The organism is Streptococcus thoraltensis DSM 12221, assembly GCF_000380145.1.
GTDB classification, from domain to species: Bacteria; Bacillota; Bacilli; order Lactobacillales; family Streptococcaceae; genus Streptococcus; species Streptococcus thoraltensis.
Genome location: NZ_KB904586.1, coordinates 45,217 through 58,456, shown reverse-complemented (window position 1 = coordinate 58,456; position 13,240 = coordinate 45,217). Strand labels below are relative to the sequence as shown.

General features: G+C 38.6%; 14 protein-coding genes. 12 read left to right on the top strand and 2 right to left on the bottom strand.

Features of this window, described 5'->3' with window-relative positions; all coding sequences use genetic code 11:
• The first annotated feature begins 63 nt into the window (after nucleotides 1-63).
• Together nox and A3IA_RS0100265 are read left to right on the top strand one after the other, a co-directional pair.
• Nucleotides 64-1,431 (top strand): H2O-forming NADH oxidase, encoded by a 1,368-nt coding sequence (gene nox / locus A3IA_RS0100270; protein WP_018379363.1) that lies wholly within the window; start codon nucleotides 64-66, stop codon nucleotides 1,429-1,431.
• Nucleotides 1,432-1,647: 216 nt separating this feature from the next.
• Nucleotides 1,648-1,986, top strand: coding sequence for an ATP cone domain-containing protein (locus A3IA_RS0100265; RefSeq protein ID WP_018379362.1), 339 nt, complete (start codon nucleotides 1,648-1,650; stop codon nucleotides 1,984-1,986).
• Nucleotides 1,987-2,023: 37 nt separating this feature from the next.
• Here A3IA_RS0100265 and A3IA_RS0100260 read toward each other — a convergent pair whose 3' ends face one another.
• Nucleotides 2,024-2,962 carry an FAD:protein FMN transferase gene (locus tag A3IA_RS0100260; RefSeq protein WP_018379361.1) on the bottom strand — a complete coding sequence of 313 codons (939 nt, stop codon included), beginning with the start codon at nucleotides 2,960-2,962 and terminating at the stop codon, nucleotides 2,024-2,026.
• Between the two features lie 5 nt (nucleotides 2,963-2,967).
• On the bottom strand, nucleotides 2,968-3,153 hold the full coding sequence (locus A3IA_RS0100255; protein ID WP_018379360.1) for a 4-oxalocrotonate tautomerase: 186 nt from the start codon (nucleotides 3,151-3,153) through the stop codon (nucleotides 2,968-2,970).
• Between the two features lie 188 nt (nucleotides 3,154-3,341).
• On the opposite strand from A3IA_RS0100255, the gene A3IA_RS0100250 reads away from it, so the two are divergent.
• The 10 genes from A3IA_RS0100250 to A3IA_RS0100205 are packed head-to-tail and all read left to right on the top strand — an operon-like array spanning nucleotide 3,342 to nucleotide 13,228.
• Nucleotides 3,342-3,917, top strand: a complete 576-nt coding sequence (locus tag A3IA_RS0100250; protein ID WP_026217473.1) for a thymidine kinase — start codon at nucleotides 3,342-3,344, stop codon at nucleotides 3,915-3,917.
• A gap of 36 nt (nucleotides 3,918-3,953) precedes the next feature.
• Entirely contained in the window at nucleotides 3,954-5,033 is a 1,080-nt protein-coding gene (prfA, locus tag A3IA_RS0100245) for a peptide chain release factor 1 (protein ID WP_018379358.1), read from the top strand.
• The gene (gene prmC / locus A3IA_RS0100240) at nucleotides 5,033-5,860 is read left to right on the top strand and encodes a peptide chain release factor N(5)-glutamine methyltransferase (RefSeq protein ID WP_018379357.1); all 828 of its coding nucleotides are present in this window, start codon (nucleotides 5,033-5,035) and stop codon (nucleotides 5,858-5,860) included. Before prfA ends, prmC begins: the two co-directional genes overlap by 1 nt.
• On the top strand, nucleotides 5,857-6,456 hold the full coding sequence (locus A3IA_RS0100235; protein ID WP_018379356.1) for an L-threonylcarbamoyladenylate synthase: 600 nt from the start codon (nucleotides 5,857-5,859) through the stop codon (nucleotides 6,454-6,456). The genes prmC and A3IA_RS0100235 overlap by 4 nt, the downstream gene beginning before the upstream one ends.
• A 12-nt stretch (nucleotides 6,457-6,468) precedes the next feature.
• On the top strand, nucleotides 6,469-6,900 hold the full coding sequence (locus A3IA_RS0100230; RefSeq protein WP_018379355.1) for a GNAT family N-acetyltransferase: 432 nt from the start codon (nucleotides 6,469-6,471) through the stop codon (nucleotides 6,898-6,900).
• A gap of 9 nt (nucleotides 6,901-6,909) precedes the next feature.
• Nucleotides 6,910-8,166 (top strand): serine hydroxymethyltransferase, encoded by a 1,257-nt coding sequence (gene glyA / locus A3IA_RS0100225; RefSeq protein WP_018379354.1) that lies wholly within the window; start codon nucleotides 6,910-6,912, stop codon nucleotides 8,164-8,166.
• 5 nt (nucleotides 8,167-8,171) lie between these two features.
• Nucleotides 8,172-9,146: a nucleoid-associated protein gene (locus A3IA_RS0100220; RefSeq protein ID WP_018379353.1), complete on the top strand. Its 975-nt coding sequence runs from the start codon at nucleotides 8,172-8,174 to the stop codon at nucleotides 9,144-9,146.
• Nucleotides 9,146-9,751 (top strand): lysozyme family protein, encoded by a 606-nt coding sequence (locus A3IA_RS0100215; RefSeq protein WP_018379352.1) that lies wholly within the window; start codon nucleotides 9,146-9,148, stop codon nucleotides 9,749-9,751. Before A3IA_RS0100220 ends, A3IA_RS0100215 begins: the two co-directional genes overlap by 1 nt.
• 10 nt (nucleotides 9,752-9,761) lie before the next feature.
• Nucleotides 9,762-11,501, top strand: coding sequence for an ABC transporter ATP-binding protein (locus tag A3IA_RS0100210; protein ID WP_018379351.1), 1,740 nt, complete (start codon nucleotides 9,762-9,764; stop codon nucleotides 11,499-11,501).
• A complete protein-coding gene (locus tag A3IA_RS0100205; RefSeq protein ID WP_018379350.1) occupies nucleotides 11,498-13,228 on the top strand; it encodes an ABC transporter ATP-binding protein in 1,731 nt (576 codons plus the stop codon). The genes A3IA_RS0100210 and A3IA_RS0100205 overlap by 4 nt, the downstream gene beginning before the upstream one ends.
• The last annotated feature ends 12 nt before the right edge of the window (nucleotides 13,229-13,240 follow it).

Sequence of the window (13,240 nt, the reverse complement as noted above, 5' to 3'; positions counted from 1 at the left end):
TTGGTGTACGTTGCTGTTTGTGTTATACTTAACAAGTAAAAAAATTATATTGGAGATTTTTATATGTCTAAAATTGTTGTCGTAGGTACTAACCACGCTGGTACAGCTGCTATTAAAACAATGTTGTCAAACTACGGTTCTGAAAATGAAATCGTAACCTTTGACCAAAACTCAAACATCTCTTTCTTAGGATGTGGAATGGCTTTATGGATTGGTGAACAAATTGATGGTCCTGAAGGTCTTTTCTATTCTGACAAGGAAGAGCTTGAAAGCATGGGTGCAACTGTGTATATGGAATCACCTGTCACTCATATTGACTATGCTAAAAAAGAAGTAACAGCGATTGTTGATGGTAAAGAACATGTTGAATCTTATGATAAATTGCTTCTAGCAACTGGTTCGCAACCAATTGTTCCACCAATCAAAGGTGTTGAAATCAAAGAAGGTTCACGTGAATTCGAAGCAACTCTTGAAAATCTTCAATTTGTTAAACTTTATCAAAATGCTGAAGATGTTATCAACCGTGTTGAAAAACCTGGTATTTCACGTGTAGCAGTTGTTGGTGGTGGTTACATCGGTGTTGAACTTGCTGAAAGTTTCAAACGTAAAGGCAAAGAAGTAGTCCTTGTCGATATTGCTGACACAGTTATGGGAGCTTACTACGACCGTGATTTCACAGAATTGATGTGCAAAAACCTTGAAGACAACGGTATCAAACTTGCTCTTGGTCAAGCTGTTCAAGCTGTTGAAGGAAATGGGAAAGTTGAGCATCTCGTAACTGACAAAGAAACGTTTGATGTTGACATGGTTATCATGTGTGTTGGTTTCCGTCCTAATACAGCACTCGGAAATGGTGAACTCGAAACTTTCCGCAATGGTGCTTGGTTGGTAGATAAAAAACAAGAAACTAGCATGAAGGATGTTTATGCTATTGGTGATTGTGCAACTATCTATGACAATGCTCGCGACGATCACAGCTATATTGCCTTGGCGTCAAATGCCGTTCGTACAGGTATTGTAGCAGCTCATAATCTTGCAGGACATGAACTTGAAGGAGTTGGTGTACAAGGTTCAAATGGTATTTCAATCTTTGGGCTTAACATGGTTTCAACTGGTTTGACTGAAGAACGTGCTAAAGAAGCAGGCTTTAATGCCGCAGTTGCATCTTTCAATGACAAACAAAAACCTGAGTTTATCAAACATGACAACCATGACGTAGCAATTAAGATTGTATATGATAAAGATACACGAGTTGTTCTTGGTTGCCAAATGGTATCACGTGAAGACATGTCAATGGGTATCCACATGTTCTCACTTGCTATCATGAAACACGTGACAATTGAAGAGCTTTCACTCATGGATATCTTCTTCTTGCCACACTTCAATAAACCGTACAACTACATCACAATGGCTGCACTTGGCGCAGAATAATCATGAAAAATCGGAGATCTTTTTGATCTTCGATTTTATTATGGCTTCGATCCAGTTTTTCTCTTCGAGAAAATCAGGAAAAGCATCAGCTAAATTGGTGGTTAAAAGGTTTTAATCTTCCAATTATTTTTCTCTTGAATAATTTAACTTGACAAAACATGAAATCCCTTGCATAATTAATGTAAGCAATGAAAATACATTGAAAGGGGACCTCTTATGCAAATTATTAAACGTGATGGACAAGTCGCAGAATTTAATCCTGATAAAATTTACCAAGCCATTGTGAGAGCAGCTCAAACAGTTTATGTCATTGATGATACTTGGCGTTCAAATCTTGCTCAAGTTACAAAGAAAGTCGTTCTTGATTTAGAAGAAGCACAGGTTGAGCGTCCAACTATTAACATGATTCAATCTCTTGTAGAAAATCGTCTTATGGATGCTGGCTTTATCAATATTGCAGAACACTATATTTCTTATCGTTTGCAACGTGATTTGGAACGTAATGGCTATGACGATAAGGTTATTGTACATCTTCATTTTGAACAGATTATGTAAATATCAAAAAAGTTGGAAATCATTCCAACTTTTTTCTTTAATAAAGACTCTGATACCTAGATGTTAAACCTTTGGAAATAGCAATACGATGATCTTGTGTTATAATGATGCCTTCAATATCAGGCGTTGACTCAATCATCATCATGGCTTCAACTATTGGAAGTCCAAAGAGTTTTGTTGTCCAAATTTCGCAATCAACGGACAGGTCAGCGACAATAGTTATACTGGCCATTTCTGTATCAATGGGATAACCTGTATCAGAATCAAAAATATGATGGTAGGTATGCCCATTATGAACTAGTTTTCGTTCATATATACCAGATGTGACTACTGATTGGTTTTCAATTTTGATAATCCCTAGATTCTGTCCGCGTTCTAATTCTGGATGTTGAATACCGATATACCATTTGGCATCGGATCTTTTCTGATTGGGACCATAAACCAAGACATTTCCACCAAGATTAATCATAGCAGAAGTAGCACCTTGTGATTTTAGATAATCTATAATACGGTCTGCAATGTAGCCTTTGGCTATCGCGCCTAAATCGATACGCATGCCTTTTTTAACTAAAAGTACAGTTCCCTCATGAGGGTTAATTTGAATGTGGTGAGGATCAATTAAAGTTAAAGCGTTTTGAATCGTAGAGTGTTCTGGAACGTGGGCATCAGAAAAGCCAATTCTCCAAGCATTAACGAGAGGACCAATGGCAATGTTGAGGTGGCTTGGTTTCCCTAGGCTGTGTTTTTTACCTAGAGCAATCAAATCGAGTAACTCAGGGTGTACTTTGATAGGCTTGATACCTGCATTTAAATTGACAGCCATCAGTTCAGAAGTCTCATCGTTGGCACTAAATCTTTTATTGTAGAGGTGTAGAAGATCAATGCAGTCATTAATCAGCTTTTCAGCATTGTCACTATCAATAAGAAGATCAATTTTTGTTCCCATTAGTCGCAGAGAGTGGGATTTTAAGGTCATGATACTTAGTTTTTCTTTTTGATTTCACCATGAGGGAAGTAAGTTCCTTCTGGCATATCATTAATAAAGACGTGGATAGCTTCTTTTGGAGCTTCTGTAACTCGAGAAACTACTTCTGTTACTTCGCGTGCAAGTTGAGCTTTTTGTTCGTTAGAACGTCCTTCAAATAAATCGATTTTTACAAATGGCATAACAGTTCTCCTTTAAGTTTTTTTGTAATTAAAAATACTAACTCACTAAAGAGTTTTATTTGCCAATATTTTAGCATAAATATGAGCAATTGTCAGATTTTTATAGAAGTTTTTTAGCATATCCTAAGTCGCAATAACCCTTGTTTTATGGTAAAATAGAAAAGATATTGAAAGAAGAGGTCGATATTTTGGCACAGTTATATTATCGCTATGGCACTATGAATTCAGGGAAATCTATTGAGATTTTAAAGGTTGCCTATAACTACGAGGAGCAAGGAAAACCTATTGTCCTAATGACTAGCTCTCTTGACAATCGTGATGGATTTGGTTTCGTTTCCAGTCGGATTGGTGTGAAGCGACAAGCAGAAGTGATTACACCCGAGACTGATATATACGGCTTCATTCAAAAACAGGCTATCAAACCTTACTGTGTGCTTATTGACGAGTGTCAATTTTTGTCTAAGGCTAATGTCTATGATTTAGCACGAGTCGTTGATGAATTGGATATCCCAGTCATGGCTTTCGGGTTAAAAAATGATTTTCGAAACGAATTATTCGAAGGCTCAAAGTATTTTCTATTACTAGCGGATAAGATCGATGAAATCAAGACTATCTGCCATTATTGCTCCAAAAAGGCCACAATGGTTTTACGGATGGAAGATGGTAAGCCTGTGTACGATGGGAATCAAATTCAAATTGGTGGGAATGAAACTTATACTTCGGTCTGTCGAAAACATTATTTCAATCCCATTTTAAATCAATAATAAGCGCAGCTATTTAACAAAGGAGAAAGAAAATCAATGAATATATATGATCAATTACAAGCCGTAGAAGATCGATACGAAGAGTTGGGAGAACTTCTATCGGATCCGGCTGTCGTTTCTGATACCAAACGTTTTATGGAATTGTCAAAAGAAGAAGCTAGTACACGTGACACAGTGAGTGCCTATCGTGAGTACAAGCAAATCCTTCAAAACATTTCCGATGCAGAAGAGATGATTAAAGATGCTGCTGGGGACGCTGACTTGGAAGAAATGGCAAAAGAAGAGTTGAAAGAGTCCAAAGCATCCAAAGAAGAGTATGAAGAAAAATTGAAAATCTTGCTCTTACCCAAAGATCCCAATGATGATAAAAATATCATCTTGGAAATCCGTGGAGCTGCTGGTGGTGACGAGGCAGCACTCTTTGCGGGCGATCTGTTACAGATGTATCAAAAATACGCTGAAACTCAAGGGTGGCGATTTGAGGTCATGGAGGCATCTTATAACGGAGTCGGAGGTATCAAAGAGGTTGTTGCCATGGTTTCTGGGCAATCCGTTTATTCCAAATTAAAATACGAATCTGGTGCTCACCGTGTGCAACGTGTCCCCGTAACCGAAAGCCAAGGACGTGTCCATACCTCAACAGCGACCGTCTTAGTTATGCCTGAAGTAGAAGAAGTGGAATACGAGATTGATCAAAAAGATCTTCGTGTTGATATTTACCACGCCTCTGGTGCTGGTGGTCAGAACGTCAATAAGGTTGCGACTGCCGTTCGTATGGTTCACATTCCAACGGGAATCAAAGTTGAAATGCAAGAAGAACGTACCCAGCAGAAAAACCGAGATAAGGCTATGAAGATTATCCGTGCGCGTGTGGCAGACCATTTCGCCCAAATCGCACAAGATGAGCAGGATGCTGAACGTAAATCAACTGTCGGCACAGGTGATCGTTCAGAACGTATCCGTACTTATAATTTCCCACAAAACCGTGTGACGGACCACCGTATCGGCTTGACACTTCAAAAGTTAGATACTATTTTGTCAGGGAAAATGGATGAAGTAGTAGATGCATTGATTATGTACGATCAAACGCAAAAACTTGAAGAATTAAATAAATAATGACTTATAGGCAGTTGATTAATGAGCTTTGTGAAGCTCTTGGAACCTTTGACGAAGAAGGAGAAGCCTTAATTTTCGCATTTAAGGAAAAAAAGGGGTGGTCCACAACAGATTTTGCCTTGAATCAGGCTAAGGAAGTCACGCTAGAAGATCAAAAACTCTTAGAGGGTATTTTTGAACACTTAAAAGCGCACAAACCTGTCCAACATTATCTTGGCTATGCATACTTTAAAGATTTGGTTTTGACAGTAACTCCAAATGTCTTGATTCCGCGTCCTGAGACAGAAGAGTTGGTGGATATTATCCTAGCTGAAAATGATTCTAAACCTTTGAGAGTGCTGGATATTGGGACTGGTAGTGGTGCTATTGCTTTAGCGCTCAAAGCTCAACGACCTGATTGGAGTGTGACAGCTGTTGATATTTCAGAAGCTGCTTTAGAGGTGTCTCGCTATAATGGCGAAAAACTAGGGCTCACAATCGAATGGTTGCAATCTGATGTGTTCAATCAAGTTTCAGGAAAATTCGATATTATCGTGTCAAATCCTCCATATATTGCGGAGAAAGATAGTGCTGAAGTGGGAATAAACGTTCTTTCACATGAACCGCATAGAGCACTTTTTGCGAATAATGATGGCTATGCTATTTATGAGCAAATTATTGAGGAGGCATCTGATTTTCTCCTTGAAAATGGACAAATATACTTTGAAATTGGTTATAAGCAAGGGCAAAAGGTCAAGGAGATGTTGGAGAGAAATTTTCCCAATCGTCAGGTGTCTGTTCTAAAAGATGTTTTTGGTAAAAATAGAATGGTGGTGTTAGGCAAATGACAAGTATAGAAAATCTATCTCAAGAATTGGATAAAGGGCAAGCAGTCGTTCTACCAACAGAAACAGTCTATGGTATTTTTGCCAAAGCCTTAGAAAAGCCATCTGTGGACTTGGTTTATGAGTTAAAAGAGCGTCCATATGACAAGGCTATGAATCTTAACGTGGCTTCTTATGCAGATATTTTGGACTTCTCTAAAAATCAGCCGGTTTTTCTTGAAAAATTAGTAAAAGGATTCTTGCCTGGCCCTTTGACCATCATTTTACAAGCCAATGAAAAAGTGCCAACTTGGATTAATTCTGGTCTTGACAGTGTTGGCTTTCGCTTTCCCAACCATCCTGTTACGCAGAAATTGATTGCTGAACATGGGCCGCTTATCGGACCGTCTGCTAATAAATCCGGTCAAGAAAGTGGAAAGTATTTTAATACTATAATGCAATCTTTCGACAACCAAGTTTTGGGATATGAAGATGATGCTTTCTTAACGGGTATAGATTCAACAATTCTTGATTTATCATCTGACAGAGCTAAAATTTTGAGACAAGGTGCCATTTCAAAAGAAGATTTGTTGGCACTGGTTCCAGAACTTAACTTCTAAAAGGAGGATTTTATGCTTCGCTCTTTAACTATGGCAGATATGCCAGCAATTCGTGAGATTAATGCTATATCATTGGGCTATCCTGTGACATTAGAATTGACACAAAGGCAATTTAAAAAAATGTCAAAGAGTCCTGAACATCTTTTGATTGGATTTGAGGATGATTTGTCGCATCAAATTGTTGGTTACATACATGCTGAAGTATACGAAAGTTTGTATTCAGAAAGTGGACTAAATATCCTAGCACTATCAGTCTTGCCTGATTGTCAAGGACAGGGAATCGGCAAAGCGTTAATATTGGCATTAGAAAAACAAGCTAAAGAACAAGGATTTTCCTTTATCCGCTTGAATTCTGCTAGTCATCGGGAAGAAGCGCATGCTTTTTACCGTAAAATGAACTATAACGGTGATAAGACCCAATTACGCTTTATCAAAGAATTATGAGGTAATAATATGATTTTTGATCAAAAAGATTTTAAAGCATACGATGCTGAGTTATGGCAGGCTATGCAAGATGAGGCTGACCGTCAGCAAAATAACATTGAATTAATTGCTTCTGAAAATGTGGTTTCAAAAGCTGTTATGGCTGCGCAGGGGTCGCTATTGACTAACAAATACGCCGAGGGGTATCCAGGAAATCGCTATTATGGTGGTACACAGGCAGTTGATGTGGTCGAGAAGTTAGCCATTGAACGTGCTAAAGAGTTATTTGGTGCTAAGTTTGCCAACGTTCAACCACATTCTGGAAGTCAGGCAAATGCAGCTGCATATATGGCTTTAATTGAATCGGGTGATACAGTTTTAGGGATGGATTTGTCATCTGGTGGTCACTTAACACACGGCTCTCCAGTTAACTTCTCTGGTAAGACTTATCACTTCGAGGCCTATGGACTAAACCCAGATACAGAAGAGCTTGATTATGAAGCCATTTTAGAAAAGGCAAAAGCGGTCAATCCTCAGTTAATCGTAGCAGGCGCATCGGCTTATTCAAAAGCCATTAACTTTAAGAAATTTCGTGAGATTGCTGATCAAGTTGGTGCCAAGCTCATGGTTGATATGGCGCATATCGCTGGTTTAGTGGCAAGTGGACTTCACGATAATCCTGTGGCTTATGCTGATGTCGTAACCTCAACGACCCATAAAACACTTCGTGGACCACGTGGTGGCTTGGTTTTGACTAATGATGAAGCTCTTGCTAAGAAAATCAATTCAGCCGTCTTTCCTGGACTTCAAGGGGGACCTTTAGAGCATGTTATTGCTGCTAAAGCAGTTGCTTTTAAAGAAGCCCTTGATCCAGCTTTCAAAGACTATAGCCAACAGGTCATTGCCAACGCTAAAGCTATGGTTGCTGTTTTCCAAGAAGATGCTGAGTTTCGTGTCATTTCAGGTGGCACAGATAACCATCTCTTCTTAGTTGATGTGACAAAAGTTGTTGAAAATGGTAAAGTAGCACAAAATATATTGGACGAAGTCAATATTACCCTTAACAAAAACGCTATTCCCAATGAACAGTTATCCCCATTTAAAACATCTGGTATCCGTATTGGAAGTCCTGCCATTACCAGTCGTGGCATGAAGGAAGATGAGGCAAGGACTATTGCTAAATTGATTATCAAAACCCTGAAAAATACTGATAATAAGACTGTTTTAGATGAGGTTAGAAGTGACGTGAAAGCATTGACAGATGCCTTTCCGCTTTATGAGAACTAAAAGTCATGCTGGATTTATATTTAAAACAATTAGTCATCCACCAATTTAGTCCAAATGATACCGAATTGGTTTTGGCGCAAGCTCCCATTCAATTTACACCGCGTCTAGACGAGTATTTTCGTAAGAAAATTTCTAAAGTTTTCTCAGATGATGCTAAACGTGGACAATTTACTGAAGACCATCCTTTTTTAAACAATCTGAACGATGATTTATTAGAATCATCCATCAAAATTGCACAGCTTTGGAAAGAAGAATTTGTCATTTCTGAAGATCAAAAGACTAACGACCTTGTTTTTATTGAGTTCGATAAAGATGGTCAAACCCACTTTGCTTTCTTAAGAATCGTTCTCCGTGAGAATTTGGCACACCTAGCTGATGGTGATACTCCGATTTCTTTGACACAAAATAACTTACCAAGTGCTGCTCAGACTCCTGACGAAGCGCTGATTATCAATCAAGAAAGTAATCGTTATTATCTGATTGAAAAGCGAATCAAGCACAATGGCTCGTTTGCCAATTATTTCTCAGAAAATCTTCTTCAAGTTGAACCCGAGCAGTCGGTTAAAAAATCCATCAAAATGATGGAAAATACAGCTCAAAAGGTTGCAGAACAGTTTAATAAGGACGATTTCCAATTTCAATCAAAAATGAAGGCAGCTATTCATAAGAATATTGAGGAAGAGCAGCAGTTATCGCCTGAAAAATTAGCAGACGAGCTTTTTGATGATAATTTGACGGCTCGTTTAACTTTTGTCGATCAATTAAAAGAGACGGTGCCAGAACCGATTTCCGTGGCGGATATTGACCATAGCCGTCAGTCGAAAAAATTGGAAACCCAAAAACTATCCTTATCCAATGGTATTGAACTTTTAGTACCAAATAATGTTTATCAGGATGCTGAATCGGTTGAATTCATCCAAAATCCAGATGGTACATACTCAATCTTAATCAAAAATATTCAGGATATTACCAATAAATAATGTTTAAATTTATTAAGAGAGCGATAGTAATCGTTGTAGCTGTCGTTCTTTCTTTTCAACTTTTCAAAATACACCGAGATGTCTCTAACGTCCTTTCCTATCGTCCAATGATTGAGGAGATTTTGGCTGAAAATGATTCAACAACTAATGAGGATTTGATTTTAGCCATGATTTATACCGAAACGAAAGGACAAGAAGCTGATTTGATGCAATCGAGTGAAAGCTCAACGGGGGTTGCTAATTCTATTACAGATAGCCGAGAGAGTGTCAGGCAAGGTATCACTGTCTTGTCAGATAATTTAGAGAAAGCCTATGATTATGACACGGATGCCTGGACAGCTGTGCAGGCTTATAATTTCGGAAATTCCTATATTAATTATGTTGCTAAACATGGAGGGGAAAATACTATTGATTTAGCCAAAGACTATTCTAAAGCGGTAGTAGCTCCAAGTCTTGGAAATGAGTCAGGTGATACTTATCGCTATTATAATCCGGTTGCCCTTTTCTATGGTGGCGGTAAATTGTACCGAGACGGTGGCAACATCTATTACGCTAAACAGGTTCAGTTTAACTTGTTCTTGATTAAAGTTATGAGTAAATTCTAGAAAGGGTGCTATGACAGCATTATTTCATTATTTTAAAAGGTATCTTAAAGAGACAATCTTAGGACCCCTATTTAAGTTATTAGAAGCCTCTTTTGAGTTGCTCGTTCCCATCATTATAGCTCGAATTGTCGATCAGATTATCCCACAAAACAATGAAAATCATCTGCTTATGATGATTTTTCTGCTATTTGGACTTGCTCTTGTAGGGATAGTAGTTGCTATTACAGCTCAGTATTTCTCATCTAAGTCAGCTATTGGGTACACACAATCACTGTCTGATGATCTTTTTGCAAAGATTATGAGTTTGCCTAAGGAGAGAAGAGATAGACTTGGAACCTCTAGCTTGGTTACTCGGATGATTAGTGATACCTACCAAATGCAAACAGGAATTAATCAGTTTCTTCGGCTCTTTTTGAGGTCACCCTTTATCGTTTTTGGAGCTGTTATTATGGCTTTTACCATCAGCCCAAAGCTAACGACTTTTTTTCTGATAATGGTTGTGGCTCTTTTTGTGGTGGTTTTTGTCATGAGTCGCCTACTGAATCCTATTTATGGGAAAATCCGTCATTCCATTGATCATCTGGTTGATTTAACCAGAGAACAATTGGAGGGGGTTCGAGTTATTCGAGCCTTTGGTCGGGCAGACAGCGAAGCACAAGCCTTTCAAGATGAAAATATAAGATACAAAGACCACCAATTATCGGCAAGTGTCCTGTCGAGTTTAGTTGGTCCTTTAACTTTTATCATCGTTAATCTAACCTTGGTCGTGGTTCTATGGCAAGGGAATCTTTTGATTAATGATTCTACTTTGACACAGGGGATGCTGGTTGCCTTAATCAATTATCTTTTACAAATTCTAACAGAATTGCTCAAGATGACCATATTGGTTACCTCACTCAACCAGAGCTTTATCAGTGCCAAAAGGGTTCAAGAGGTTTTTGATAAAACCAGTGAACTTTTAGAAGCGCCATTTGAAGCTATGGAAACAAAAGGGCAAGAAGATTTGTCTATTTTAGCTGAAAACCTTACTTTTATTTATCCCAACTCTGCCAAACCATCTTTGGAAAATATTTCCTTTACTCTTCGAAAAGGAGAATTTTTGGGCATTATCGGTGGAACGGGATCTGGGAAATCTACTCTTGTTAACCTACTGGCTAACCTTTATCAAGCACAGTCAGGACAGTTGGTGATTTATGACAATGGAAAAACTCCCAAACATTTAAAAGAATGGCGTGACTGGACAGCAGTTGTCCCCCAAAAAGCTCAGCTTTTCGAAGGAAGCATTCGCAGTAATTTAAACCTTGGTAGTGACATTGATTATGCTGATGAAGATTTAAAAGATGCTTTGGACATTGCTCAGGCTAGTGAATTTGTCGAAAACAAAGAGGGGCAATTAGATGCTGAAGTTGAAGCCTTCGGTGGCAATTTTTCTGGCGGTCAGCGTCAGCGTTTGACGATTGCACGTGGATTGATTAAACAAGCACCTTTTCTCATTCTTGATGATTCTAGTTCAGCTTTAGATTTTCTGACAGAAAGTCGCCTTTTAGCCGCACTACATGAAGAGCGACGTAGAAACAATGGTCAATTAATCATGGTTTCCCAAAGGACAAGAAGTTTAAGATCTGCCGATAAGATTTTAGTCTTAGACCAAGGTTGCTTAATTGCCCAAGGTAAGCATGAAGAACTACTTGAAACCTGCCAACTTTATCGCGATATTCACTATTCTCAAGAAAGTCAGGAGGCAAAATGAAAGCAAGAAATCAGCAAACAACTCGCCAACGTTTAGTCTCAGATATGCTAGAATATTGCTGGCTTTTAGTCATTATTTTGCTTGGTACAGTTCTACAAGTTGGGTTAACCGTTTATCTGCCTGTTCTTATCGGACAAGCAGTGGATGGGGTTATTAGTCCGCATCGTCTAAGTATCATTCCACCACTCTTAGTTCAAATGATTTTTGTTATTGCCCTAAATGCCGTAGTTCAATGGATAAATCCCCTTTTGACCAATCGTTTGATTTTTTCATACATCACTGACTTGCGTGAAAAGGTTAATCATCATCTGAATCAGCTACCGATTGCAAGTATAGATCGTTTTGGTGTTGGTGATTTGGTTAGTCGTGTTACCGCTGACTCTGAGCAACTGACTAATGGTTTACTTATGATTTTCAATCAATTTCTAGTTGGTATCCTAACCATTATTGTAACGATTTTAACCATGGCCAAGCTAGATTTACTGATGGTTCTTATCGTCTTAGTATTGACGCCGTTATCGCTTTTAGTGGCTCGTTTTATTGCTAAGAAGAGCTATACCTTTTTCCAAGAACAAACTAAGGCTCGCGGAGCTCAAACCCAGTTTGTAGAAGAAGCTTTTAACCAAGAGACTTTAGTTCAGGTCTTTAACGCCCAGCCTCAGATGGTTGAACATTTCAAAAATCTCAACCATCATTACGCTAATGTTTCTCAAAAGGCTGTCTTTTATTCTTCTACGGTCAATCCGACAACTCGATTTGTCAATGCTATTATTTACGCTTTACTGACGGGAGTAGGAGCTTTTCGTATCATTCATGGTAATTTTACCGTTGGGCAATTGGTAACGTTTTTGAATTATGTTAATCAATACACCAAACCTTTTAATGATATTTCCTCGGTTATGTCAGAACTACAAAGTGCCTTAGCTTGCGCTGAGAGACTTTACACCATTTTAGATCTTCCAGCGCAAGAGGAAAATCAGCACCAATCCTTCCATGATAATCTTGCTGGCCAAGTAAGTTTTGAACATGTTGCCTTTGGTTATGAACCAGATAAACCCTTAATGAAAGATTTAAATTTAAGGATTGAAGCCGGTAGTAAGGTTGCAGTTGTTGGTCCGACAGGTGCTGGAAAGTCGACTCTTATCAATCTTCTGATGCGATTTTACGATATTGACAAGGGAGAAATTGCTATTGATGGCATTGCTATCTCTCAAGTCACGCGCCAAAATTTGCGCGATCAGATTGGTATGGTGCTTCAAGAAACCTGGTTAAAATCAGCTACCGTTCATGATAATATCGCCTATGGCAATCCGAGTGCTTCAAGAGAAGAAGTGATTACTGCAGCTAAAGCCGCTAACGCTCATTTCTTTATCAAGCAACTACCTAAAGGCTATGATACTTATCTGTCAGATGGCGGTGCTTCTTTATCTCAAGGGCAACGACAATTGATTACCATTGCTCGTGTCTTCTTGAAAAATCCTAAATTGTTGATTTTAGACGAAGCAACCTCGTCCATTGATACAAGAACAGAATTACTGGTACAGGATGCTTTTGATAGTTTGATGGAGGGGAAAACCAGCTTTATCATCGCCCATCGTTTATCAACCATTCGCAATGCTGATGTGATTTTGGTGATGGTTCAGGGAGATATTGTTGAACACGGTAACCATGAAGAATTAATGGCTAAAAAAGGCATTTATTACCAAATGCAGACAGCGCAAGAATAATATAAAACCAGC

Excerpts from the sequence above, each read along its gene's own strand:
- nox (WP_018379363.1), top strand. The coding sequence starts at position 64 with ATGTCTAAAATTGTTGTCGTAGGTACTAACCACGCTGGTACAGCTGCT.
- A3IA_RS0100265 (WP_018379362.1), top strand. The coding sequence starts at position 1,648 with ATGCAAATTATTAAACGTGATGGACAAGTCGCAGAATTTAATCCTGAT.
- A3IA_RS0100260 (WP_018379361.1), bottom strand. The coding sequence starts at position 2,962 with ATGACCTTAAAATCCCACTCTCTGCGACTAATGGGAACAAAAATTGAT.
- A3IA_RS0100255 (WP_018379360.1), bottom strand. The coding sequence starts at position 3,153 with ATGCCATTTGTAAAAATCGATTTATTTGAAGGACGTTCTAACGAACAA.
- prfA (WP_018379358.1), top strand. The coding sequence starts at position 3,954 with ATGAATATATATGATCAATTACAAGCCGTAGAAGATCGATACGAAGAG.
- prmC (WP_018379357.1), top strand. The coding sequence starts at position 5,033 with ATGACTTATAGGCAGTTGATTAATGAGCTTTGTGAAGCTCTTGGAACC.
- A3IA_RS0100235 (WP_018379356.1), top strand. The coding sequence starts at position 5,857 with ATGACAAGTATAGAAAATCTATCTCAAGAATTGGATAAAGGGCAAGCA.
- A3IA_RS0100230 (WP_018379355.1), top strand. The coding sequence starts at position 6,469 with ATGCTTCGCTCTTTAACTATGGCAGATATGCCAGCAATTCGTGAGATT.
- glyA (WP_018379354.1), top strand. The coding sequence starts at position 6,910 with ATGATTTTTGATCAAAAAGATTTTAAAGCATACGATGCTGAGTTATGG.
- A3IA_RS0100220 (WP_018379353.1), top strand. The coding sequence starts at position 8,172 with ATGCTGGATTTATATTTAAAACAATTAGTCATCCACCAATTTAGTCCA.
- A3IA_RS0100215 (WP_018379352.1), top strand. The coding sequence starts at position 9,146 with ATGTTTAAATTTATTAAGAGAGCGATAGTAATCGTTGTAGCTGTCGTT.
- A3IA_RS0100210 (WP_018379351.1), top strand. The coding sequence starts at position 9,762 with ATGACAGCATTATTTCATTATTTTAAAAGGTATCTTAAAGAGACAATC.
- A3IA_RS0100205 (WP_018379350.1), top strand. The coding sequence starts at position 11,498 with ATGAAAGCAAGAAATCAGCAAACAACTCGCCAACGTTTAGTCTCAGAT.